The following is a 23,123-nucleotide window of genomic DNA, read 5'->3' as shown; positions in this document are numbered from 1 at the left end:
CAGACTAGACGAGTGATTCGTACGGACGTTGCCTGACTCGCGAACCCCGCCGACGTCCACCACGTGGGCCGCCCTTGCGTCCTTGACGGGGACTGACAGACTGAGGATGAACAGACAACTAAACACACAGGGCATCGCCCCTGACCGTCCCGAGGAGGATGCGTGGCCGACTACACACTTCCCGAGCTTCCGTACGACTACGGCGCTCTCGATCCGCACATTTCCGGCAAGATCATGGAGCTTCACCACTCCAAGCACCACCAGGCCTACGTGACTGGCATCAACCAGGCCCTGGAGCAGCTCGAAGAAGCTCGCTCCAAGGAGTCCTTCGGCAACATCAACCTGCTGGAGAAGAACCTCGCGTTCCACCTCGGCGGTCACATCAACCACTCGATCTTCTGGAAGAACCTCTCGCCCGAGGGTGGCGACAAGCCGACCGGTGAGCTGGCGGCCGCAATCGACGACAACTTCGGCTCGTTCGACGCGTTCCGCGCGCAGTTCGAGGCCGTCGCGCTGGGCCTGCAGGGCTCCGGCTGGGCGATCGTCGCCTGGGACTCGCTGGGCCAAAAGCTCGTCATCGTGCAGCTCTACGACCAGCAGAACAACATCCCGGCAACGCTGATCCCGATCACGCAGCTCGACATGTGGGAGCACGCGTTCTACCTCGACTACCTCAACGTCAAGGGCGACTACGTCAAGGCGTGGTGGAACATCGTCAACTGGGCCGACGCCCAGGAGCGTTTCACGGCGGCCACGAGTGGCGGCCAGATCCTCTTCTGAGTCTGACCATCAACGGCGGGATCCCTCAGGGGTCCCGCCGTTTTCCATGTTCGGCGAGATCCCTGAGCCGCGCGTTGTACGCCTCCAGCGCCGCGTCGCCGGTGCGATCCTCCGACCGGTCGAACCGCTTGGCCTCGCGGGCGTCACTGCTGAACCACTGCCACAGCAGCGCACCCATGACGAGGACCAGCGGGATCTCCCCCATCGCCCAGGCCATGCCGCCGCCGAGGTACTGGTCGGCGAGCAGATCGGTCCGGTAGGGACGCTCGAGCGCGCGCCAGTAGTCGCCGGCGAACACCGAGCTGGACGACATCACCGCGATCGCGAAGAACGCGTGGAACGGGATCGTGACGATGAGCATCCCGAACCGGGCGATCGACGGCAGCTGCCGCGGTGACGGGTCGATGCCGATCAGCACGTAGTAGAACAGTGAGCCGACCGCGAGGAAGTGCAGCTCCATGATCGTGTGGCCCCAGTGGTTGCCCATCAGGCTCTCGAACGCACCGCTGAAGTAGAGGCCGTAGAGGCTGCCGACGAACAGCAGCGGCCCCACCAGCGGATGAGTCAGGAAGCGCATGAACCGCGAATGCAGGAATGACTGGAGCAGGGCCCGCGGCGACACCTCTCCCGGCTGACGGGGTCCGGGCAAGGTGCGCAGTGCCAGTGTCATCGGCGCGCCGAGGACGAGGAAGATCGGTGCGACCATCGACAGCATCATGTGCGAGGCCATGTGGGCGCTGAACAGCACGTGCGAGTAGACGCCGAGGCCACCGAACGTTGCCCAGGCGATCACGACCATCCCGACGAGCCACGAGATCGTACGGCCCACGGGCCACGCGTCGCCGCGCTTGCGCAGTGACCAGACTCCGGCGACATAGAGTGCCGTGCCGAGCCCGACGATGGCGAGGCCGACACCGTTGCCGGTCCAGCCCCAGAGGATGCGACCGATCGACGGTGCCGCCGGCAGTGGACCGCCGAGCAGCTCTTCGAGCGGCGTCCGCAGCACGTTCTCCCCTACGGGTGTCGGGGTGCGCGACAACGCCACGGCGAGGCCGATCGTCGCGGCCATGATGAAGAGCTCGGTGAGGGCGAGGCGCAGGAACCCGGCACCGTTCTCGACGATGCGGCGGCGCTGCCCGTAGCCGAACACGCCCAGCACGACGAGTGCGGTGACCTTCAGCAGCACGAGGCGTCCGTACGTCGAACCGAACAGCGCGTCGATCGACCCGAGGCGTACCGACGCGTTGACCATGCCGGAGGCACCCACGATCACGAAAGCCCAGACGGCCAGGGCCGAGAACCGGGTGATGCCGGCGTCCAGTCGCTTGCTTCCGCGGAGCGCCACCCACCCGAGGGCGACGAGCCCACCGACCCACAGCGTCACCCCGACGACGTGCAGCAGCAGGCTGGTGGTGGCGAGGTCATGGGACCCGGATGACGCTGCGTGACCGGTAAGGGTGATCGGTGCGAGAGTCGCGAGTGCCAGGCCGAGCACGCCAGCCAGCGTCCTGGTCCCGATGGTCCACCGTGTGGCGACTGCGACCAGCGCCGCGCCGGCCGCCTGCAGCAGGACTGCACGACCGGCGGACGTCCCGGCATAGCCGGAGATGAACGGGCTCGACAGATCTCCCAAGGGCTTGGCGAAGATGTCGGAGACGTTGAGGAAGAAGAGGGCGATCGTCGCGACGCACCACACGACGGCCCACCAGAACGCGAGCCGGACGGCCTGGACAGACAGGCCCTCGACCTCGTCACGCGACGACGGAAGCAGGAACACCGCGCCCAGCAGGGAGCCGATGACCATGACAGCACTGATGTCGGTGATCAGCTTGGTGAACGGCACCGCCCAACCGACGAACTCGCCGGGGCTGGGGATGTCGCCGACCGGAGGTTTGGGTGCTCCTCCCCCGACCTCGAGCAGGAGCACCATCACGACGGCGCTCAGGATGAACGCCAGAGCGACGTCACGCGTCGTTCTTGTCACTGCGCCCCCTCAGCGGTGCCAGCAGCAGGGCGATGGCGACGGCAGCCGCCAGGATGCCCCAGAAGAAGTGGGCCCGGTGCCGGTGGACGAAACCCTTCTCGGCGGGCGGATCGACCTGCTCGACGATCCGACCGGTCGTCGTCGTCCAGTGGATCGTGCCCTCGACCGGATGCCCGTCGGCGGACACGACGCGATAGGTCGCGGTGTAGCGGCCCTTCTGGTCACTCGCGGCCAGCGTCGCGGTCACCTCGGCGTCAACCGCAGACGCATCCGACACGTCGACCTTGGAACCGTCAGGCGCGCGCACGGCGACGTACGCAGGGTTGCCGATGTTCTCGTTGAACGTGAACGTGATCGATGACGGCGACGCCGCGACGGACGCCCCATCCCCGGGGTCGGAACCGACGAGCGACGCATGCGCCGATGCCGGTCCCGTCCCGAGGACAAGGCAGAGCAGAGCCAACAGGCTCCCGCGGAGAACGACGTTACGCACGACGTCGATTCTGTCGCAGAGCCACAACCAGTGCGCCGAGGGCAACCGCAAGTGCGCTGCCACCGAGCCACGTCGCCGTGGTGTCACCGTCGTCGCCGGTGCTTGACGCCTCGGCGTCGGGGTCCTTCGACGTGCCGTGACCGTCACCGGTCGAAGCAGCAAGGATCAACGTCGGAGCCGGGTGCTCCGGCTCCTTGTCACCCTTCTGGACCTCGTCCCAGTTGACGACCGAGCCGTCGCTGTAGGTCTGCGCCGCAGTGAACGAGATGGACTCGTCATCGGGGAACGGACCGCCAGAGAGGGCGAACTCGTCGAACTGTGACGGCGCGATGCCGGCACCGGTCGACGTCCAGGTGATCGTCCGTACCGCTTCCGTCAGCTCGAAGTCGCCGACCTTGGTCGGTGCCGCAAGCTTCGCCTTCTGAAGCGTGACGGTCCAGCCGGGTTTCGACTGGGCGGTCACGAAGGCGAACGGCGTCTTTTCGGGCAACGTGACGACCAGCTTGGTCGTCGACGCGGTGTCCGACTCGGTCGGCACCCGGAACACTGCCTTGCCGAATCCGCCCTGTGAAGCGTCCGTCGACGAGACGGACACGTGGGCCGAAGCGGCCCCCGCAACGCCCACGAGGGCGATCGTGATGAGCGCAGCACAAAGCCGCGCGGTGGTTCTCTTCATGAAGTGTCTTTCGTGTGAGAGGTGAGAAGTACGGGATCAGCTGGACCCGTACGGCGGCCCTCTCAGGACGCGGGAATGGACGAGACGTACGTCCTTCAACGAGCGCGGCAACGACACCGGCATGGGAACGGCTGCGCCAGGGACGGCCTCGACGACGGCGGGACCGGGGAGCAGCCGGAGGCCCAGCCGCTCGGCGACGGTCCACACAAAGGACTCGCCGCGCGTCATGATCGCGGCGCTGGCTGCCGTGGCGACCACGTGAGTCGCCAGCATCGCGACCGACATCTCCATCGATCCCATCGAGCACCCGAGGTGGACGCAGACCTGGCACAGCAGAAGCAGGCCAACCAGCTGACCCGGGGTCACGCGTCGCACCGACGCCAGCCAGGCGACAACCGAGGCGCCGGCAAACAGGATCGTGAACGACGACGCGGGGATCTCGCCACCTGCCGAAAGGTGCGCAACCGCTGCCGTCACGCTGCACACCAGGGCGACCGCAGCTGACCTCGCCAGCCGGATGACGCCGTGTCCGGGACGCATCACAGCGAAGGGCGCGGGGGCTGTCACAGGCACAGGATATCGGCGACCATCCCAGTCAGATCTTGGCCTCTCGTGTATGTACCGTGGGGTACATGGCAGCCAACGACACCGCGTCCTTCATCACTCTCGACGAGCAGTGGGGCGCACACAACTATCACCCTCTCCCCGTGGTGATTTCAGAGGCTGAGGGCGCCTGGGTGACCGATGTCGACGGCAACCGCTACCTCGACTTCCTCTCGGGCTACTCCGCCCTCAACTTCGGCCACCGCCACCCGTCCCTGATCGCTGCGGCGCGTGAGCAGCTCGAACGTCTCACGCTGACCTCCAGGGCGTTCCACAACGACCAGTTCGGCATGTTCTGCCAGGAGCTGGCCGAGCTGACCGGGACCGAGATGGTGCTGACGATGAACACCGGCGCAGAGGCGGTCGAGTCGGCGATCAAGGTCGCGCGCAAGTGGGCGTACGAGGTCAAGGGCGTGGAGTTCGACCACGCCGAGATCATCGTCGCTGCAGGCAACTTCCACGGCCGAACGACGACGATCGTGTCGTTCTCCGATGATCCCGCGGCGCACGACAACTACGGCCCGTTCACACCTGGCTTCATCACGGTGCCGTACGGGGATCTCGACGCCGTTCGCGCTGCGATCACCCCCAACACCGCCGCGATCCTGATGGAGCCGATCCAGGGTGAGGCCGGCGTCATCGTGCCGCCAGCCGACTTCTTCCCAGGTCTGCGTGCGCTCTGCACCGAGAACGACGTGCTGATGATCGCCGACGAGATCCAGTCCGGTCTCGCGCGTACCGGCAAGCTGTTCGCACTCGACCACGACTCGGTTCGCGCTGACCTCTACACGCTCGGCAAGGCGCTCGGCGGCGGCATCATCCCCGTGTCAGCCGTCGTGGGACGTGCCGATGTGCTCGGTGTGCTCAAGCCCGGCCAGCACGGTTCGACGTTTGGTGGCTATCCCGTCGCGTGCGCTGTCGGCCGCGCCGTGATCGAGCTGCTGCAGACCGGCGAGTTCCAAGAACGTTCCGAGGAGCTCGGCAAGCATCTGCACAGCCGGCTCGACGAGCTGATCGGCAAGGGCCTCGTTGCCGTACGTGGCAAGGGGCTGTGGGCCGGCATCGACATCGACCCCGCCGCCAAGACTGGCCGAGAGGTGTCGATGGCGCTGCGTGATCGCGGCGTGCTCTGCAAGGAGACCCACGAACGTACGCTGCGCATCGCTCCCCCGCTGGTGATCACCCAGGATGAGATCGACAGCGCGGTCGACTCGCTGACCGAGGCTCTTCACGCGTGAGTGTGCTGGGCATCATTGCGCTCGTCGTCGGTGGTGTTGTGGGGGCGTTCGCCGTGCTCGTCATCGTCGGCGCGTTCCGGTTGCGGCGCATGCGGAGCGCCTACAAGGAGCAATTCGAACAGTTTGGAGAAGTCGAGCTCTCCGGTCAGGCCAATTTCTTCGGTCAGGCGTCGTCCGGAAAGAATCAGGTTCGCGGCATCGGCACGCTGCTGCTCACCCAGACGGAGCTCGTATTCCTGCAGCTCGTGCCGGTGCGCGAAGCACGCATACCTCGAAGTGCCATCACCACCACGCGTACGACCCGACATTTCCTCGGCAAGACGCAGGGACGCGATCTCCTGGTGGTGATGTGGAACGCCAATGGAATCGACGATGCAGCGGCTTTCGACGTCGCAGACATCGAGAGCTGGCGCACCAAGCTCAGCTGAAGAACGTTGCCCCGCCCGGTGGCGGCGGTGACTGCTCGGTGTCGGCGTCCGTGAACGGTGACTGGCCCGCGAACCGATCGACGACCTCGCGATAGGGCACGACGCGATAGGGCAACGGTGAGCTCGCCGCCTTGCGAGCCAGCGGCTCCCACGGAATGGTCCCGCGCGATCCCACGACGAGGAGGTTGCCGAACCGGCGGCCCTTGAGCGTTGCCGGCTCGGCGCTGATCATGACGTTCGCGAACGTCGCGTTGACCCCCGCCACCACACGCCGGGCATACGCGAACGGTGCCCGGTCAGCGATGTTGAGCAGCAGGAGGCCGTTCTCGGTCAGCACCGACGCGGTCTGCCCGAAGAACTCGGTGGTGACCAGGTCCGCCGGGATGCGGGCGCCATCGAACGCGTCGAGCACGATGATGTCGGCGAAGTCGGGTCGCATCGCCGCCATGCCCGTACGACCGTCGACTGGTCGCACCTTGATCCCGCTGTTGCGCGGCAACGGAAGCTGTTCGCGGACGAGAGCCGTGACGCGTTCATCCGGTTCGAGGACGATCTGCGCCGACGTCGGGCGGGTCGACGCGACGTACCGGGGCACCGACATGCCCGCGCCACCGATGTGCACGAACCGCAGCGGCGCTCCGGGTGTGCCGTGCGCGTCGATGACGTCGACGATGCGCTGCACGTAGTCGAACTCGAGACGCAGCGGGTCGTCGAGGTCGACGTACGACTGGTCGGTGCCGTCGATCCGCAGGGTGAAGGCTCCCGGACGGTCGCGATCGGGCTCGATCTCGATCAGCCGCTCGGTCATCCGGCAAGCGTATGGGGTGGCGGACGGTCGATTAGGCTCGCGCCATGCCATGGGACCAGGACCAGCCGGTGCTCGAGGTGCGCGGAGTCGACGTCGTACGTGATGGCAACCTGCTGCTCAGCAGGATTGAGGTCACGGTGCGCCAGGGTGAGCACTGGGCCCTGATCGGGCCCAACGGGGCCGGCAAGACGACGTTGCTCAATCTGTGCGGGGCCGTCAACCACCCGACTCGTGGAACCGTGAGCGTCCTGGGCAAGCGGCTGGGCCGTGTCGACATGCGAGAACTTCGAAGCCACATAGGCTTCGTCAACCCGCGTCATCCGCTGACGTCGAACCTGTCGGTGGAGGAGGTGGTGCTCACCGGGGCCACCGGAACCATCGAGATCGTGCCTCGCTGGACCCCCAGTGATGCACAACGCGATCGTGCCGCGTCACTGATCAAGGCACTCGGCATCGACGTCCCCAGCTCGCCCCACTGGTTCACGATGTCGCAGGGCGAGCGTGGCCGTACGCTCATCGCCCGGGCTCTCATGCCGGATCCCCCTCTCCTGCTGCTCGACGAGCCGTCGACGGGACTCGATGTCGCGGCCCGTGAACAGCTGCTGGCAACCCTTGACGATCTGCGAACATCCCACCCGGAGCTCTCCACGATGATGGTGACCCACCATTTCGAGGAGCTGCCCAGCATGACGACTCATGCCGCCCTCATCCGACGCGGGAGCATCATCGCGTCCGGCCCGGTCGACGACGTCCTGACGACCTCGCTCGTCACCGAGTGCTTCGACCATCCGATCAGGATCGCTCGCTCCCACGGCCGGTGGTCTGCGACGGCTGGATGAATCCGGGCAGCCGAGAGCGACCCTCCGGGTGCCAGGTGCGGCGGCACCGGCGTTGCGTACAGTTCGTGCGGTGAAGAAACTGATTCCGCTGCCGATTCGTCGCGCCCTCTTGCCGCTCGTACGCCGCGTGCGCACCGTCCGCCGGACCCTCGGTCCCAAGAAGACCCTTGACGCCATCGGCATCGGAACGGGAACGGACAAGTCGTCGCGCTACCACGACTACCTCAACGTCTACGAGCACGCGTTCCAGAACTTGCGCACCCAGAAGTTCCAGATGGTCGAGATCGGCGTGCACCAAGGTGCCTCGATCCGCATGTGGGAGGAATTCTTCCCGCGTGCGTCGCTGATCGGCGTCGACATCAGCACCAAGTGCAAGAAGTATGCGACCGACCGGGTGTCGATCGTGATCGGTGACCAGTCCAGCCAGGAGTTCCTCGACAGCTTCGGCGCCTCGATCGACCCCACCATCGTCCTCGACGACGGTTCACACGTGTGGTCGCACCAGATCGAGACGTTCAAGACGCTGTTCCCGATCCTGCGCCCGGGCGGCTTCTACGTCATCGAAGACATCCACACGAGCTTCTCGGAGCCCTATGCCAAGACGTACGGCTCCCCCGGCGGCCAGACGGCGTACGACTTCATCGCCAACATCGCTCGCGGCATCACCGCGCACGAGCTCGCGGATCCTGCGATCGACGACTTCGACACCTATGCGCGCAACAACATCGAGTCGTTGGTGTTCTTGAAGCACTCGGTGCTGATCCAGAAGTCCCTCGAGGCTCGCGGCTGAGTCAGCCGACGCGCGCGGCGACGGTCCCGCCCGGCAGCCGCACCTCCACGAGCATGCCGCGGCTGAGCTGGCGCCCCCGACGGGTCTCGAGCTCGCCGTCGACCAACACGTCGCCGCCCTGGATCATCGCGCCGGCAGCGGCGCCGGACTCGGCGATGTTGGTGAACTTGAGGAACTGGCCCAGCCGGATCATGTCCCCGCTGATCTCCACGACCTCGGCGTCATCGGCTTCCATGCAGTCAGCCTAGGGTGTTTCGGTGACCACTTCCGCCCGCGCCGACGTCTGGACGTCGTCGGTACGCCTGTACCGGACCCGTGCCCTGGCATCGGCGGCATGCCGAGCCGGCCACGTCAAGGTCAACGGGGCGAAGGCGAAGCCTGCCCAGTCGATCTGCGTCGGAGACCGCGTCGAGGCGCTCACCGACGGCGTCCTGAGGATCTTGGTCGTCACCCGGATCATCCTGAAGCGCGTCGGAGCCTCGGTCGCAGTGACCTGCTACGAGGACCACACTCCCGCGCCTCCGCCCAAGGAGGAGAGGCCGATGATGCCGATGCGTGACCGTGGTGCCGGGCGACCGACCAAACGCGACCGCCGCGCGCTCGACCGCCTGCGGAGGCGTTAGTGGCAGCTCGTACACGCGGAGACATCCAGGGTCTTCGCGCGGTGGCCGTGCTGGTCGTCGTCGCCTATCACGCCGGGGTCCCGTTCATGTCCGGCGGATTCGTCGGCGTCGACCTGTTCTTCGTGCTGTCGGGATTCCTCATCACCGGTCTGCTGGTCGCCGAACATCGTGGCAACGGCACGGTCCGGCTCCGCGAGTTCTGGGCTCGTCGTGCCCGCCGTCTGCTCCCCGCGTCGGCGCTGGTGCTGGTCGCCACCGCGCTCGCGGTGCACCATTTCATCGATCCGGTGACCCGCAAGCCGATCGGCGACGACATCCTCTTCGCATCGGGGTTCGCGGCCAACTGGCGATTTGCCTGGCAGCAGACCGACTACCTCGCCGGTGACCGGGACCCGTCGCCGGTGCTGCACTTCTGGTCGCTGGGCGTCGAGGAGCAGTTCTACGTCGTGTGGCCGCTGCTGATCCTGGTGATCGGCTACTTGGCGCACCGATTCGTACGCGACCGGTTCACCGTGGTTCTCACCGCGGTCTTCAGCATCGTCACGGTCGCGTCGTTCATCCTTGGCGTCGCGTTGAGCGAGGGGCACCGCCCATACGCGTTCTTCAGCACGCCATCTCGCGCATGGCAGCTGGCAGTCGGTGCGCTCCTGGCTCTCGCCGTGCCCCTGCTGGGGCGCCTGCGACCGACGACGCGGATCCTTCTCGGATTCACGGGCCTCGCCCTGATGGGCATCAGCGTCGTGCTGCTCAAGGAGTCCGGTCAGCTCTTCGGCCTCACCTACCCGTCGTGGCTCGCCCTGGCTCCCACGGCCGGCGCAGCCCTGCTGATCGGCGCCGGCACCGGTGGCGCGACGTGGCTCACGCGTGCCCTCTCCTGGCGGCCGCTGACGTACATCGGCGACCGCTCCTACTCGTGGTACCTCTGGCACTGGCCGGTCCTCGTGATCGGGCAGGTGCGCTTCGGGGACGACGCCCCGGTCCGGCTGGGGCTGGTGCTCTGCTCCCTGCTCCTGACGATCCTGACGTTCCGCTTCGTCGAGCAGCCTCTTCGGTTTGCCCCGACGCTGCGAGCGCGTCCTGCCGCCTCGCTCGCCCTCGGTGCCGCGTTGATCGTTGCTGCCGTACCCGCAGCAGCCTTCGCGGCGTCCGGGCCATCGATCGATCGGGTGCAGGTCGAGGACTCCTCGCTGAAGATCACCCCTGCGCTGGACAAGGCGGCGACCGACATCGGTCCGTTCATCGCCAAGCGGTGTCTCACCGACTCGTTGTCAGCGGTGCTGCCTCCCGCCAACGGTTGTGCGTTCGGCAAGGTCGGCGCGCCCCAGGTCGTCTACCTCATCGGTGACAGCATTGCCGAGTCGATCGCACCGGCCCTCGTGGCAGCGGCGGACCAGGAGGGCTGGGAGCTGCGCGTACGCGCCAAGAGCCGCTGCCCGTTCGCCGACGTCACCCGCTATGACTCCTTCGTCGGCGGCGTCGCCACGCTGTGCGACAAGGCTAAGGACGCGATCGTCGACGAGATCCTCGATGCCAGGCCGGCCGCCGTGGTGATTGCCATGGCAGAGGGCTCCACGTTCGCGCTGTGGGACGACGGTGACATCATCCGCGGCCAGGCTGCCACAGACCAGTCGGTCGCGGGCATGACGACGTTCATCCGGCGCTTCACCGCTGCCGGTATCGGGGTCAGCGTCGCCGAGTCACCCGCGCGCGCCCAGGACGAGCCCACCGCCTGCCTGGCTCGCGAACGCGCGGCAGAGCGCTGCACGTTCCGGCGCCCGCAGGCTCCCGGCACCTCCGTCCCGGCTCGTGCCGCGTCGCTCGACGATGTGCCGGTCGTCCGGATCAACGACCCGTTCTGTGACGACACGACCTGCGGCCCGCTCGCCGGAAGGATCGTCGTCTACCGCGACAAGGTCCATTTCACCCAGACCTTCGCCCGTACGCTGGCGTCAGCGTTCATCACGGCGCTGCGGGCCGCGGCGCCGACGCTCTAGCCCCACAGCGGCAGGACGCCCCGCGCACGGTTCGCAACCTTGCTACGGAGATTCCGGCGTACACACCACAACCGGGATCTGCCGGTTGGAGGCACGATCCTTGTAGTTGTCGTAGCCGCTGTTGAGCGTCGTCGCGAGGCGCCAGAGCTCCTCGCGTTCTGCCCCCTCGGCTTCCCTGGCGCGATAGCGGCCTCCGGCCTTGCCGACGTACAGCTCGACCTCAGGGTTGGCACGCAGGTTGTGGAACCACGCGGGGTGCTCGGGGGCACCGCCCTTCGACGCGATCAGGACGACGTCGTCGCCGTGCGTGAAGTAGACCAACGGCGTCTCTCGCACGGCCCCGGTCCTGCGGCCCACGGTCCTGAGCACCACGATCGCCCTGGTGCCGGTCGTGTTGACGCGACCACCGCTGATCCTCATCAGGAACGGGTCGATGCGCCCGCCGACGTTGACGAGGTACCACGTGACGGCACGGCGCTTCGCGAGCTTCTCGGCCGCACGGCTCAGCCAGCCCTTCGGCGCGGTCGGGTCGTTGACGGGTACTCGGCTGCTGCTGTCGCGAACCATGAGGACATCCTCCGGCATCGACGGCTCCAGCGGAATGGATCGTCAGCCGGGGAGTATCGGCTGCCCCCACTTGTCGGTCCACGCGCTCGGAGCCTCGAGCATCGCCAGGAGGTCCTCAATGCTCTCGGCGAACGACACGATGCCCGACTGCTCCTGACGGACAAAGCCCGACGCGACCATCGTGGCGAGCATGTCCCTCATCGGCGTCCAGAACCCTCCCACGTCGAGGAACCCCGACGGCTTCTGGTGGATCGTCAGCTGCGCCCACGTCCATTGCTCAGCCACCTCCTCGAGGGTTCCGGCCCCTCCGGGCAGTGCCACGAAGGCATCGGACAGGTCAGCCATGAGCTGCTTGCGCTCGTGCATCGAGTCGACGACGTGCAGCTCGGTCAGGCCCCGGTGGGCCAGCTCACGGTCCTCGAGCTGGCGTGGGATGACTCCGACGACGCGGCCGCCGGCCTCCATCGCGGCATCAGCGACCACGCCCATCAGGCCTGCGTGCCCACCGCCGTACACGAGGTCGATCCCCCGCTCGCCCAATGTCGTTCCGGTCAGCCGCGCGGCATCGGCGAACACGGGGTCGATGCCGAAGCTGGAGCCACAGAACACGCCCACCGATCCCAGTGCCATGCATCACTCCTCCGCTCGCGGGCAAGGAAAGGGCAGCCCATCAACGATGAGCTGCCCTCTTCACAAACGTCGGGCTGACAGGATTTGAACCTGCGACCCCCTGACCCCCAGTCAGGTGCGCTACCAAGCTGCGCTACAGCCCGTTTGTCCCGAAGAGGAACTTTACCGCAGCGCGGTCGGAGCTCCTGCAGCGGCCGATCAGCGGCGCTCGCGCTTCTTGCGCGGACGCTGCTGAAGGTGGATCGGCGTACCGACGAAACCGAACGTCTCGCGGAGACGACGCTCGATGAACCTCATGTAGGAGGCCTCGAGCTTGCCGGAGGTGAACAGGATGAACGTCGGCGGAGACGTCGACGCCTGCGTGCCGAACATGATCTTGGGCTGCTTGCCACCGCGTACGGGGTGCGGATGCTCGGCAACCAGGCGCCCGAGGAACGAGTTGAGCGCTCCCGTGGTCACGCGGGTCTCCCAGCCCTCCAGCGCGGCGTCCAGCGCGCGTACGAGGCGGTCGATGTGCCATCCGGTGCGAGCCGTGATGTTGATCGTCGGCGCCCATGGCACCTGCACGAACTCCCGCTCGATCTCGCGCTCGAGATAGTAGCGGCGCTCCTCGTCGACGAGGTCCCACTTGTTGAATGCGATGATCAGCGCGCGGCCCGCGTCGGCGACGGAGCTGACGATGCGGGTGTCCTGCTCGGTGATCGGCTGGCTGGCGTCGATGATCACGACGGCGACCTCGGACCGGTCGATCGCCGAGCTCGTACGGAGGCTGGCGTAGTACTCGTGTCCCGACGCGTCGCGTACGCGGCGACGGATGCCGGCGGTGTCGATGAAGTTCCACGTACGGTCGCCCAGCGTGACCAGCTCATCGACCGGGTCGACCGTGGTGCCGGAGGCGTCGTCGACGACGACTCGTTCCTCACCCGCGAGACGGTTGAGGAGGCTGGACTTGCCGACGTTGGGCTTGCCGACGATCGCGACGCGTCGCGGCCCTTCGGGTGCGTCGAAGTCCTCCGGCGGCGTCTCGGGCAGCGCCTGCAGGATGGCGTCGAGCATGTCACCGCTCCCCCGCCCGTGAAGCGCTGAGACGGGGTAGGGCTCACCGAGCCCGAGGTTCCACAATCCGGCAGCCTCGGCCTCCGTGCGCTGGTCGTCGACCTTGTTGGCGGCGAGCACGACGGGCTTCTTGGCGGCACGGAGGATCTTGACGACCTTCTCGTCGACGTCGGTGATCCCGACCGTGGCGTCCACGACGAACAGCACGGCGTCGGCGACCTGGATCGCGATCTCTGCCTGGGCTGCGATGCGCTCGGCCAGTCCGCGAGCGTCAGGATCCCAGCCTCCGGTGTCGACGACCGTGAAGGCGCGACCATTCCACACGGCGTCGTAGTAGACACGGTCGCGGGTGACACCCGGAACGTCTTCGACCACGGCCTCGCGGCGGCCGATGATGCGGTTGACGAGCGTGGACTTGCCCACGTTGGGTCGGCCGATCACGGCAAGGACGGGTACGGCCTCAGCCATCGGTTGAATCTCTCGGAAGGGGGCCGGGCAGCTCGCGCTTCAGCGCGTTCTGTGACCAGGTGACATGGGATCGCAGGTGCTCGTGAATCTGCTCGCCCGCGTCTGCCAGTATCTCACGATCTCGCGGCCAAGCCTGCATCGGGAACCGCAGCGGCTTGCCGTAGACGATGTCGAGCCGCGCACCCTTGGGCGCCCTCGCCTCCGACCCCTCCCCCGGCTGGCGCGTGCCGAAGATCGCCACCGGGACGATCGGGGCGCCGCTGACCAGCGACAGCCACGTGACACCACCCTTGAAGTCGTCGAAGGTCCCCGCTCCGCGCTTGCCCTCGGGATAGATCAGCACGGCCTGTCCGGCGGCCAGCGCCTGGGCGGCTCGGCGGAGTGCACCCGTGTCGTTGCGCGTGCGGCTGACCTTGATCTGGCCGACGAACCTCAGCAGCCGACCGGTCCTGCCGACGAACTCCTCCTCCTTCACCAGGGCATGGGCGGGCCGAGGCGACTTCACGAACATCAGCGGTCCGTCGAGCCAACCGATGTGGTTGCTGGCGAGGATCACCGGCCCGTCCTCGGGCACGTTGCCCTGGCCACGTTCGTGGATGTCCCAACGCCAGCTGAAATAGGGCGACGCGACCCTGCGCATGAGCTTCAGGCCGCCCTCCGGCAGTCCGCGTGCCGCCGTCTCCGTGAGGGTCATGACTGCCCCTTCTCCACCATGTCGACGAGTGTGTCGATGACCTCCGCCAGAGTCATGTGCGTGCTGTCGATCAGCACGGCGTCGTCAGCCCTGGCCAGCGGAGATGCGGTGCGGTTGGAATCGATCTCGTCGCGCCGGGCCAGCGCCTGCTCTGTCGCGACGGTGTCGTCCGAGCCGTCCTCCGCTGCACGCCGCGCAGCTCTCGCCGCAGGATCGGCAACCAGGAAGAACTTGAAGTCGGCGTCGGGCGCAACAGTGGATCCGATGTCGCGGCCCTCGACGACGATGCGATGGCCGTTGCCGGCGATCGTCGCCCGTTGCAGCTCGACGAGCTGTTCGCGTACGGCCGGCACCGCGGCAACGTGACTCACCGCGCCGGTGACGTCCTCGCCCCGGATCGCCTCCGCGACATCGACCCCGTCGACATGGATCGTCGGGTCGAGCGGATCGACTCCCGACTCCAGGTGCACACGGGTGGCTGCTGCCGCGATCGCCTCGGGATCGTGCAGGTCGACATCCGCTTGCAACATGGCCCAGGTCATGGCGCGATACATCGCCCCGGTGTCGAGATAGGCCAGGTGCAGCCGATCGGCCACACCACGTGCCGTGCTCGACTTGCCGGACCCCGAAGGACCGTCGACGGCAACGACCAGTGACTCGCTCACAGGTTGTGCTCCTAGCTGTAGGCGGACCAACCGCGTGCGGTCAGGGCCTCGACCAGCGTGTCGGCATGTGCGGCGACGACGGAGATCTCGACCTGACCCACGCGTCGACCCAGCTCGTGATCGATGCGGATGTCCTCGATGTTGACACCTGATTCTCCCGTATGTGCCATGAGCCGCGACAGCTCACCCGGTTGATCGAGTACGGACACGTGGACCGTCGCGAGCTCGGTGACCTGCTCGCCGTGCTTGCCGGGGATGAGCCTGGTGCCGTCCTGGCCGGACTGGAGGACGTCTCCCAGCCGGTCGGTGTCGGTGCCGATCGCGTCAATGACGCGGTCGAGGTCGCCGCGTACCTGCTCGAGCACCGTGCGAACCTCGGTGGCATTGGCAGCCAGGATCTCCTGCCAGAGCGCGATGTCGCTGCCAGCGATGCGCGTGACGTCGCGCAGCCCGGGTCCTGACAGTGCAAGGTGGTCCGTCGGTGCTCCATGGAGCCGGGCCGCCGTCAGCACCGCGAGGACGTGCGGGACGTGCGAGACGACGGCAACAGCACGGTCGTGCGCCTCGGCGTCCATCTGCAGGGGTACGGCACCGACCAGCTTGGCGATCTCGACGACGCGCTGGATCGACTCGGGAGCGGCCTCGGGCGACGGCGTGACGGCCCACGGCCGACCCTCGAAGAGCTTGGCGTACGCCGCCATCGGCCCGGATCGTTCGCTGCCAGCCATCGGGTGGCTGCCGACGTACCGCTCGCTGCCGGGGTGACCGCTGACGACGGACTGCAGGGCGGCCTTGACGCTGGCCACATCCGTGACGGTGGCCCCGGGCCACGTCTCGAGCGCGTGAGCGATGCACGCGGCGACCTCGCTCGGCGGGACCGCGACGACCACGACCGAGGGAGACTCGACCGGATCTGCCGTGCCGGCTCCACGCGCCACGGCGAGCTCGACATTGGTGTCGAGGACATCGTCCAGGTGCACCTCGACGCCGGCGTCTGTCAGCGCCAGCGCGAGAGACGTACCGATCAGCCCGCAGCCCATCACGAGTACGGGGCTGACGCTCATGCCTCCACGCTATCGAAGAGCGCTCCGAGCTCCTCGCGTGACAGGTCGCGCATCGCGCCGGCTGCGAGGCCTCGCAGGTCCAGCGGGCCGAACGCCGTGCGCGTCAGCTCCAGCACAGGGTGCCCCACCTCGGCGAGCATGCGCCGCACGATGCGGTTGCGACCCATGTGGATGTCGAGCTCGACGATCGAGCGCCCGCGCGACCTGTCCTTGACGAGGAACCGGTCGACAACCGCGGATCCGTCATCCAGATCGATGCCCTTCTTGAGAGTCGCGGCGACGGTGTCAGGCACGGTGCCGTCGACCAGGGCGACGTACGTCTTGGTGATCTCGAACGACGGATGAGCCAGCTTGTGCGCCAGGTCCCCGTCGTTCGTCAGCAGCAGGAGGCCGGACGTGTCGGTGTCGAGCCGCCCGACGTGGAACAGGCGGTCGTTGCGACCGGCCAGCAGGGATGACAGGTCAGGACGTCCGTGCTCGTCGGCCATCGAGGTGACGACACCGGTCGGCTTGTTGAGCAGCACGTAGGCGTGGTCGTTGGGTGGCGGGATGCGCTTGCCGTCCACGCGGATGACGTCGACCAGTGGGTCGACGCGTGAGCCCATCTGGTCGATGATCTCGCCGTTCACCTCGACGCGACCGTGGGCAATCATGTCGTCACAGCGTCGACGGCTCCCGAGCCCGGCCTGCGCCAGTGCCTTCTGCAGACGGATCTCAGCCACGGTCGTCAGGTGCCTCGGTGACGGTCTCTGATGCCTCGGTGACGATCTCCGGCGCCTCGGTGACGATGTCACCCAGCGGTGTCTCGTCGTCCATGTCGCCGAGCTCCGGCAGCAGCGGTGCGATGTCCGGGAGCTCGTTGAGGCTGCCCATGCCCATCCGCTCGAGGAAGTAGCTCGTGGTCCGGTAGAGGATCGCGCCGCTCTCACCGTCGACATCGGCCTCCTCGATGAGTCCCCGGGTGACCAGCGTGCGTACGACACTGTCGACGTTGACCCCACGGATCGCCGAGATCCGCGTACGGCTGATGGGTTGCCGGTAGGCGACCACCGCCATGGTCTCCAGTGCCGCCTGGGTGAGCCGTGCCTGCTGGCCGTCGAGGATGAAGCGCTCGACCGCGCTGGCGTACTCCTCGCGCGTGAAGTAGCGCCACCCTCCCGCGACGTTGCGCAGCTCGAAACCGCGTCCTTGCTGGGTGTAGTCGTCGGCGAGCGACCTCAACGCCGCTTCGACGTCGCTCGGCGGATGTCCGACGGCCTGTGCCAGGGTCAGGTGGTCCAGCGGCTGGTCGGCCACCATCAGCACCGCCTCGAGGGCAGGCAGCAGCTCGAGCATCTCCAGCTCCAGCTCATGGGGTCCGGTCGGGAGGTCGTGCTCAGTCATCGGTGCCTTCACGTTCTGTGCCTTCGGTGCTTGCGGAGTCTTCGGCGAGGTTCAGGTCGGGCGGCTCGGGACCTGGTTCGTCGTCAGGTGAGCCCATCGGCCGGTCAAACTCGTCGCCGACGTCGATGTCGCCCTCGTCGGTGCCGGTCCATCGCAGGTGCAGGTCGCCCAGGGGCGTCGCCTGCTCGAACGCGATGACGCCCTCCTTGAACAGCTCCAGCAGCGCCAGGAAGCACGCCACCTTGGTGATCAGGTCGGGCGCATCGGCGGTCAGGGCACGGAACGTCAGGCCGCGTTCACGGCGCAGCCGATCGACGATCAGATGGCCCTGCTCACGTACGCTGACCTGCGGCGCATGCAGGTGTGCCAGCGACAGGATCGGCACCGCCTTGGGCTGCAGCGCGGCCGCCGCGAGGGCAGCGAGCTCCTCTGGCCCGATCGAGATCAGCACCTCGGGCAGCAGCTCGGCGAAGCGCGGCTCCAGTCCGACGACGCGCGGGAACCGGCGCGACTCGTCGGCAAGCCGCTCGGCCATCACCCCGGCCATGAGCTTGTAGGCGCGGTACTGCATCAGGCGGGCGAACAGCAGGTCGCGGGCCTCGAGCAGCGCCAGGTCCTCCTCGTCCTCGACCTCCGCCTGCGGCAGCAGCCGGGCGGTCTTGAGGTCGAGAAGCGTCGACGCGACGAGCAGGAAGTTGGTGGTCTGGTCGAGATCATCGCCCAACGCCCGGATGTAGGCGATGAACTCGGTCGTGACGGTCGACAGCGCGACCTCGGTGATGTCGAGCTGGTGCTTGGAGATCAGCTGCAGCAAGAGGTCGAAGGGCCCCTCGAAGTTCGTCAGGTTGACCGAGAAGCCGGCGGGCGCCGAGACGTCGGGCTCCGCCAACGTCACTGCTCGCTCAATCGCCGGGCGACATCGCTGCTGGTGCCGCGGACTTCCAGGTCGGCGAGTGCCACGGCGAGGGCAGCGCGTACGAACCGGCCGCGGTCGACGGTACGCCCCAGCTCACCGCGCAGCTGGAGCCGCGCCTGCTCGACGGCGAGCAGCTCGGCGGCAGTCACGTACACCGTCATCTTCTCGTCGTGCTTGACCCGGCCGCTCGCCGTGGCGGTGTCCTCGCCCTTTGCCTGGGCGGCCGTGGCGCGGAAGAGCTCGTCGGCGCCGGGCATCGAGGGTCGCTTGGCGGACCCGCCCGACGCGGCTACGCCCCTGGGCATCGCACCAAGACCTCTCGTGCAAGCTGCCGGTAGGACGTCGAGCCCGGTGATGATGTCGCGTACTCCGTGATCGGCTCACCGGCGACGGTGGAGTCGGAGAACTTCACGGTGCGGCGGATGACGGTGTGGAACACCAGGTCGCCCCAACCCTCGACGAGGGTCTGGAGGACCTCCTTGCCGTGCAGGGTGCGGCTGTCGTACATCGTGCCGAGCAGCCCGATGATCTGGAGATCGTCGTTGGTGCGGTCGCGAACCTTCTCGATCGTGTCCTTGAGCAGCGCGACGCCGCGCAGAGCGAAGTACTCGCACTCCAGCGGCACGAGCACGCCGTCTGCCGCCGTGAGGGCGTTGACCGTCAGCAGGCCGAGCGACGGCTGGCAGTCGATGAGGACGACGTCGTAGTCGTGCAGGATCGGCTTGAGCACACGTGACAGGACCTGTTCGCGACCGACCTCGGTGACGAGCCGCATCTCGGCGGCCGACAGGTCGATGTTGGACGGAGCGAGGTCGAGTCCCTCGATCGACGTCTGCATCACGATGTCCTTGATGCCGAGCTCGCGGTCCATCAGGACGTGATAGATGCTCTGCTCGAGCTCATAGGCGTTGACGCCCAGGCCGACGGTCATCGAGCCCTGCGGGTCGAAGTCGACGAGGAGCACCTTGCGCCCGGTCTCGACCAGCGCGGCGCCGAGGTTGATCGCCGTCGTGGTCTTGCCGACGCCGCCCTTTTGGTTGCACATCGCGATGACGGTGGCGGGCAGGCCGGGCTTGCGGGGCTTGGGCTCCGGAAAGTTCGGCATCGGGCGGCCGGTGGGTCCAAGTTCCTTGCTCATCTGGTTCCCTTGCAGCTCGACCGGCGGACGAGCGCCACTCTACCGCCCTGATTCCGTCACTGTGTCGCCCTCGGGTGGGCGGAGGCATAAATCTCCCGCAGTTTCTCCACCGTCACGAGCGTGTAGATCTGCGTCGTGGTCACCGAGGCGTGTCCGAGGAGCTCCTGGACGACTCGTACGTCGGCTCCCCCGTCCAACAGGTGCGTCGCGAACGAGTGGCGCAGCGTGTGCGGCGACACGTCCGCCGCGATGCCCGCACGCTGGGCCGCCTTGGTCAGCACGGTCCAGGCGCTCTGCCGCGACAGCCGTCCGCCACGCGCGTTGAGGAACACCGCCGGCGTGGACTGCCGTGACGACACGAGAGCGGGCCGTGAAGCGGTCAGGTAGTCGGCCAGGGATGCCAGGGCGAACGAGCCCACGGGGACGATGCGCTGCTTGCCACCCTTGCCCTTGAGCAGGACTGTCGCGTCTTCCAGGTCGAGGTCGTCGACATCCATGCCGACAGCCTCCGAGATGCGTGCGCCGGTGCCGTACAACACCTCGAGCAACGCCCGGTCACGTGACGACAGAGTGGTGCCAGGCGCTCCGGCTGCCTCGAGGATTGCCTCGATGTCGGCGAGCGGCAACGCCTTCGGCAGCCTCGCCGCGGGCCGTGGCGGTCTGACCGCAGCTGTGACGTCAGCAGTCACCAGCTGCTCGCGCACCATGAACCGGTGCAAGCCACGAGCCGACACGATGGTGCGGGCGGCGCTCGCGGTGCCGAGGGCCGCGTGTTCCTCGTCCCCCGTGCGCAGCGAGCCGAGGAACGCCGCGATGTCGTTCTCGGTGATGTCGGCCGGCTCGGTCAAACCCCTGTCGGCGAGGAACTCGAGATATCGCCGCAGGTCACGACGGTAGGAGCGGATCGTGTTGTCGGCCAGGCCGCGTTCGACGCTGAGATGACTCAGGTAGTCCTGGACAACCCGCTCGACGGTCATCGTGCCCGGAGTACCTGCGCTGCAAGGATCGCGGCGACCGTCAGTGAGTCGCTGAACCGCCCGGCAAGGACCGCCTCAACGGCCTCGTCGAACGGCATCCACCACTGCACCATGTGCGCCTCTTCGGCCTCACGAACCATGCGATCAGCTTCGGGCACCGGACTCAGCCCGGTCGCGGTGAACACCTGCCATCCCTCGGTCGAGTAGCCCGGCGTGGCGAGCAGCTTGAGCTGTGGCTCCCAGGTGGCGGCGACCAGGTCAGCTTCCTCGGCCAGCTCGCGCTTCGAGGCATCGAGGGCGGACTCCCCCGGTACGTCGAGCGTGCCGGCCGGGATCTCGAGCATCTGCCGGCGTACGGGGTGGCGGTACTGCTCGACCAGCAGCAGCCGGTCCTCGTCATCGATCGCCAGGATGCCGATCGCGTCGTTGGGGCTCACCACGGCGCGGCCGTGCTGGTTGCCGTCGGGGTCGACGATCGTGTCGATGCCGAGGCTGACGTACGGACTCTCGTACTTCATGTCGGTCGAGCTGACCGGCCAGGACGCATCGGAGTCGCTCAGGTGGCTGCCGGCGAGCTGTCCCGGCAGATGAGGGTGTGGTGTCATGCGGGCTGCTGCTCTTCGACCGGCAGCCGCGTCTCGAGCTGTCGTACGAGCGCCGCGCCGATCAGTCCGGCGAACAGTGGGTGCGCCTTGGTCGGCCGCGAGCGCAGCTCGGGGTGAGCCTGCGTCGAGACGTAGTAGGGGTGCACCTCGCGCGGCAGCTCGACGAACTCGACCAACGTCGAGTCGGGCGAGGTGCCGCTGAACACGAGTCCTGCCTTCTCGAGCTGCTCGCGGTAGGAGTTGTTGACCTCGTAGCGGTGACGGTGGCGTTCTTCGACCTTGTTGGCGCCGTACGCCTCCGCGACGACGCTGCCGGCCTTGAGGTTCGCCGGATAGAGGCCCAGGCGCATCGTCCCGCCGAGGTCGCCATCGCCGTCGACGATCGCGAGCTGTTCGGCCATCGTCGCGATGACGGGGTGCGGGGCATCGGGGTCGAACTCCGACGAGCTCGCTCCCTCGATGCCCGCGACGTGACGGGCGTACTCGATGACCATGCACTGCAGGCCGAGGCAGAGACCAAGCACCGGGATGCCGCGCTCCCGGGCGTACTTGAGCGCTCCGACCTTGCCTTCGATGCCACGGATGCCGAAGCCGCCCGGCACGCAGATGCCGTCGACGTCGCCGAGGAGCTGGGCGGCACCCGCCTCGGTCTCACAGTCGTCAGACGGCACCCAGCGGATCTTGACTCGGGCGTTGTGGGCGAAGCCACCCGCGCGCAGCGCCTCGGCCACCGAGAGGTAGGCGTCCGGGAGGTCGATGTACTTGCCGACCAGTGCGATCGTCAGTTCTTCAGCAGGCTCGTGCACCCGGCGGAGCAGCTCGTCCCACTGGGTCCAGTCGACATCGCGGAACGGCAGGTCGAGGCGGCGTACGACGTACGCGTCGAGTCCCTGGCTGTGCAGGACCTTCGGGATGTCGTAGATCGACGGAGCGTCGGCCGCGGTGATGACGGCCTCCTGGTCGACATCGCACATCAGTGAGATCTTGCGCTTCATGCCCTCGGGGATGTCTCGGTCGGCGCGACACACGATCGCATCGGGCTGGATGCCGATCGAGCGCAGCGCGGCGACCGAGTGCTGCGTCGGCTTGGTCTTGAGCTCACCGGACGGGCCGATGTAGGGCACCAGCGAGATGTGCAGGAAGAACACGTTGCCGCGACCGACATCGTGGCGCACCTGGCGCGCGGCCTCGAGGAACGGCAGCGACTCGATGTCGCCGACGGTGCCGCCGATCTCGGTGATGACGACGTCGACGTCAGGACTGGCCATCGCCCGTATGCGTGACTTGATCTCGTTCGTGATGTGCGGGATGACCTGGACCGTGTCGCCGAGGTAGTCGCCGCGGCGCTCCTTGGCGATGACCTCGGAGTAGACCTGACCCGTGGTGACGTTGGCCATGCCTGCCAGGTCGACATCAAGGAAGCGCTCGTAGTGGCCGATGTCGAGGTCTGTCTCGGCGCCGTCGTCGGTCACGAAGACTTCGCCGTGCTGGAACGGGTTCATCGTGCCGGGGTCGACATTCAGGTAGGGGTCGAGCTTCTGCATCGTCACGCGCAGGCCGCGCGACTTGAGCAGGCGCCCGAGGCTTGAGGCGGTGAGCCCCTTGCCGAGCGACGATGCCACTCCGCCGGTCACGAATACGTGTTTGGTAACCGCGCTACCTGCCAAGGTGACTCCCGTGCTCGAAGGCCGATGTCGAGTGCTC

At 67.4% G+C, this 23,123-nt stretch carries 27 protein-coding genes and 1 tRNA gene; 7 read left to right on the top strand and 21 right to left on the bottom strand.

The genetic code is table 11. The annotated features are described in order from the left end of the window. Positions 1-162: 162 nt before the first annotated feature. A complete protein-coding gene (locus ABD683_RS16240; protein ID WP_344771112.1) occupies positions 163-780 on the top strand; it encodes a superoxide dismutase in 618 nt (205 codons plus the stop codon). Between the two features lie 25 nt (positions 781-805). Here the strand turns inward: ABD683_RS16240 and ABD683_RS16235 are convergent, their stop codons facing one another. The 4 genes from ABD683_RS16235 to ABD683_RS16220 are packed head-to-tail and all read right to left on the bottom strand — an operon-like array spanning position 806 to position 4,500. Continuing rightward, positions 806-2,764: a bifunctional copper resistance protein CopD/cytochrome c oxidase assembly protein gene (locus ABD683_RS16235; protein ID WP_344771111.1), complete on the bottom strand. Its 1,959-nt coding sequence runs from the start codon at positions 2,762-2,764 to the stop codon at positions 806-808. After that, the gene (locus ABD683_RS16230; RefSeq protein ID WP_344771110.1) at positions 2,745-3,257 is read right to left on the bottom strand and encodes a copper resistance CopC family protein; all 513 of its coding nucleotides are present in this window, start codon (positions 3,255-3,257) and stop codon (positions 2,745-2,747) included. Before ABD683_RS16230 ends, ABD683_RS16235 begins: the two co-directional genes overlap by 20 nt. After that, on the bottom strand, positions 3,250-3,933 hold the full coding sequence (locus ABD683_RS16225) for a YcnI family copper-binding membrane protein (protein WP_344771109.1): 684 nt from the start codon (positions 3,931-3,933) through the stop codon (positions 3,250-3,252). The genes ABD683_RS16230 and ABD683_RS16225 overlap by 8 nt, the downstream gene beginning before the upstream one ends. Before the next feature lie 36 nt (positions 3,934-3,969). Further along, positions 3,970-4,500, bottom strand: a complete 531-nt coding sequence (locus ABD683_RS16220; protein ID WP_344771108.1) for a hypothetical protein — start codon at positions 4,498-4,500, stop codon at positions 3,970-3,972. A 65-nt stretch (positions 4,501-4,565) separates the two neighbouring features. Here ABD683_RS16220 and rocD point away from each other — a divergent pair, with 65 nt between their 5' ends. Next, a complete protein-coding gene (gene rocD, locus ABD683_RS16215; RefSeq protein WP_344771107.1) occupies positions 4,566-5,774 on the top strand; it encodes an ornithine--oxo-acid transaminase in 1,209 nt (402 codons plus the stop codon). A 53-nt stretch (positions 5,775-5,827) separates the two neighbouring features. Further along, positions 5,828-6,202, top strand: coding sequence for a hypothetical protein (locus ABD683_RS16210; RefSeq protein ID WP_344771106.1), 375 nt, complete (start codon positions 5,828-5,830; stop codon positions 6,200-6,202). Here ABD683_RS16210 and ABD683_RS16205 read toward each other — a convergent pair. After that, the gene (locus tag ABD683_RS16205; RefSeq protein ID WP_344771616.1) at positions 6,195-6,998 is read right to left on the bottom strand and encodes a spermidine synthase; all 804 of its coding nucleotides are present in this window, start codon (positions 6,996-6,998) and stop codon (positions 6,195-6,197) included. The genes ABD683_RS16210 and ABD683_RS16205 overlap by 8 nt on opposite strands. Positions 6,999-7,054: 56 nt before the next feature. Here ABD683_RS16205 and ABD683_RS16200 point away from each other — a divergent pair, with 56 nt between their 5' ends. Next, entirely contained in the window at positions 7,055-7,849 is a 795-nt protein-coding gene (locus ABD683_RS16200; RefSeq protein WP_344771105.1) for an ABC transporter ATP-binding protein, read from the top strand. A 70-nt stretch (positions 7,850-7,919) separates the two neighbouring features. Further along, positions 7,920-8,639, top strand: coding sequence for a class I SAM-dependent methyltransferase (locus tag ABD683_RS16195; RefSeq protein WP_344771104.1), 720 nt, complete (start codon positions 7,920-7,922; stop codon positions 8,637-8,639). 1 nt (position 8,640) lies between these two features. Here the strand turns inward: ABD683_RS16195 and ABD683_RS16190 are convergent, their stop codons facing one another. Beyond that, positions 8,641-8,874, bottom strand: coding sequence for an RNA-binding S4 domain-containing protein (locus ABD683_RS16190; RefSeq protein WP_344771103.1), 234 nt, complete (start codon positions 8,872-8,874; stop codon positions 8,641-8,643). Between the two features lie 22 nt (positions 8,875-8,896). Between ABD683_RS16190 and ABD683_RS16185 the strand changes: the two genes are divergently transcribed. Next, a complete protein-coding gene (locus tag ABD683_RS16185) occupies positions 8,897-9,262 on the top strand; it encodes an RNA-binding S4 domain-containing protein (protein WP_344771102.1) in 366 nt (121 codons plus the stop codon). After that, entirely contained in the window at positions 9,262-11,256 is a 1,995-nt protein-coding gene (locus ABD683_RS16180) for an acyltransferase family protein (protein WP_344771101.1), read from the top strand. The genes ABD683_RS16185 and ABD683_RS16180 overlap by 1 nt, the downstream gene beginning before the upstream one ends. Before the next feature lie 42 nt (positions 11,257-11,298). On the opposite strand, the gene ABD683_RS16175 is transcribed toward ABD683_RS16180, so the two are convergent. From ABD683_RS16175 to pyrG, 15 genes are all read right to left on the bottom strand, one after another. Further along, positions 11,299-11,823 carry a nitroreductase/quinone reductase family protein gene (locus ABD683_RS16175; protein WP_344771100.1) on the bottom strand — a complete coding sequence of 175 codons (525 nt, stop codon included), beginning with the start codon at positions 11,821-11,823 and terminating at the stop codon, positions 11,299-11,301. A gap of 42 nt (positions 11,824-11,865) precedes the next feature. Beyond that, on the bottom strand, positions 11,866-12,453 hold the full coding sequence (locus tag ABD683_RS16170; RefSeq protein ID WP_344771099.1) for an LOG family protein: 588 nt from the start codon (positions 12,451-12,453) through the stop codon (positions 11,866-11,868). Positions 12,454-12,522: 69 nt separating this feature from the next. Continuing rightward, positions 12,523-12,596: transfer RNA gene (locus ABD683_RS16165), tRNA-Pro, on the bottom strand. 55 nt (positions 12,597-12,651) lie between these two features. Continuing rightward, positions 12,652-13,977, bottom strand: a complete 1,326-nt coding sequence (der, locus tag ABD683_RS16160) for a ribosome biogenesis GTPase Der (RefSeq protein ID WP_344771098.1) — start codon at positions 13,975-13,977, stop codon at positions 12,652-12,654. Further along, the gene (locus tag ABD683_RS16155; protein WP_344771097.1) at positions 13,970-14,671 is read right to left on the bottom strand and encodes a lysophospholipid acyltransferase family protein; all 702 of its coding nucleotides are present in this window, start codon (positions 14,669-14,671) and stop codon (positions 13,970-13,972) included. Before ABD683_RS16155 ends, der begins: the two co-directional genes overlap by 8 nt. Continuing rightward, positions 14,668-15,336, bottom strand: coding sequence for a (d)CMP kinase (gene cmk / locus ABD683_RS16150; RefSeq protein ID WP_344771096.1), 669 nt, complete (start codon positions 15,334-15,336; stop codon positions 14,668-14,670). The genes ABD683_RS16155 and cmk overlap by 4 nt, the downstream gene beginning before the upstream one ends. Positions 15,337-15,347: 11 nt before the next feature. Next, positions 15,348-16,400, bottom strand: coding sequence for a prephenate dehydrogenase (locus tag ABD683_RS16145; protein ID WP_344771095.1), 1,053 nt, complete (start codon positions 16,398-16,400; stop codon positions 15,348-15,350). Next, complete coding sequence (locus ABD683_RS16140; protein WP_344771094.1) at positions 16,397-17,122, bottom strand: pseudouridine synthase; 726 nt, start codon at positions 17,120-17,122, stop codon at positions 16,397-16,399. Before ABD683_RS16140 ends, ABD683_RS16145 begins: the two co-directional genes overlap by 4 nt. Continuing rightward, a complete protein-coding gene (scpB, locus tag ABD683_RS16135) occupies positions 17,115-17,783 on the bottom strand; it encodes an SMC-Scp complex subunit ScpB (RefSeq protein WP_344771092.1) in 669 nt (222 codons plus the stop codon). Before scpB ends, ABD683_RS16140 begins: the two co-directional genes overlap by 8 nt. Next, positions 17,776-18,678, bottom strand: coding sequence for a segregation and condensation protein A (locus ABD683_RS16130; RefSeq protein WP_344771091.1), 903 nt, complete (start codon positions 18,676-18,678; stop codon positions 17,776-17,778). The genes scpB and ABD683_RS16130 overlap by 8 nt, the downstream gene beginning before the upstream one ends. Then, positions 18,675-19,004, bottom strand: coding sequence for a hypothetical protein (locus ABD683_RS16125; RefSeq protein ID WP_344771090.1), 330 nt, complete (start codon positions 19,002-19,004; stop codon positions 18,675-18,677). Before ABD683_RS16125 ends, ABD683_RS16130 begins: the two co-directional genes overlap by 4 nt. Beyond that, entirely contained in the window at positions 18,989-19,837 is an 849-nt protein-coding gene (locus tag ABD683_RS16120; RefSeq protein WP_344771089.1) for a ParA family protein, read from the bottom strand. The genes ABD683_RS16125 and ABD683_RS16120 overlap by 16 nt, the downstream gene beginning before the upstream one ends. A gap of 56 nt (positions 19,838-19,893) precedes the next feature. Further along, entirely contained in the window at positions 19,894-20,814 is a 921-nt protein-coding gene (xerD, locus tag ABD683_RS16115) for a site-specific tyrosine recombinase XerD (RefSeq protein WP_344771088.1), read from the bottom strand. After that, positions 20,811-21,419 (bottom strand): NUDIX domain-containing protein, encoded by a 609-nt coding sequence (locus ABD683_RS16110; RefSeq protein WP_344771087.1) that lies wholly within the window; start codon positions 21,417-21,419, stop codon positions 20,811-20,813. Before ABD683_RS16110 ends, xerD begins: the two co-directional genes overlap by 4 nt. After that, positions 21,416-23,086, bottom strand: a complete 1,671-nt coding sequence (gene pyrG, locus ABD683_RS16105) for a CTP synthase (RefSeq protein ID WP_344771086.1) — start codon at positions 23,084-23,086, stop codon at positions 21,416-21,418. Before pyrG ends, ABD683_RS16110 begins: the two co-directional genes overlap by 4 nt. Positions 23,087-23,123: the final 37 nt, after the last annotated feature.

It is taken from the genome of Aeromicrobium panaciterrae, from assembly GCF_039537165.1.
In the GTDB taxonomy this organism is placed as follows: Bacteria; Actinomycetota; Actinomycetes; order Propionibacteriales; family Nocardioidaceae; genus Aeromicrobium; species Aeromicrobium panaciterrae.
Note: the sequence above shows the minus strand (reverse complement) of the source record. Positions and strands in the feature narration are given on the sequence as shown.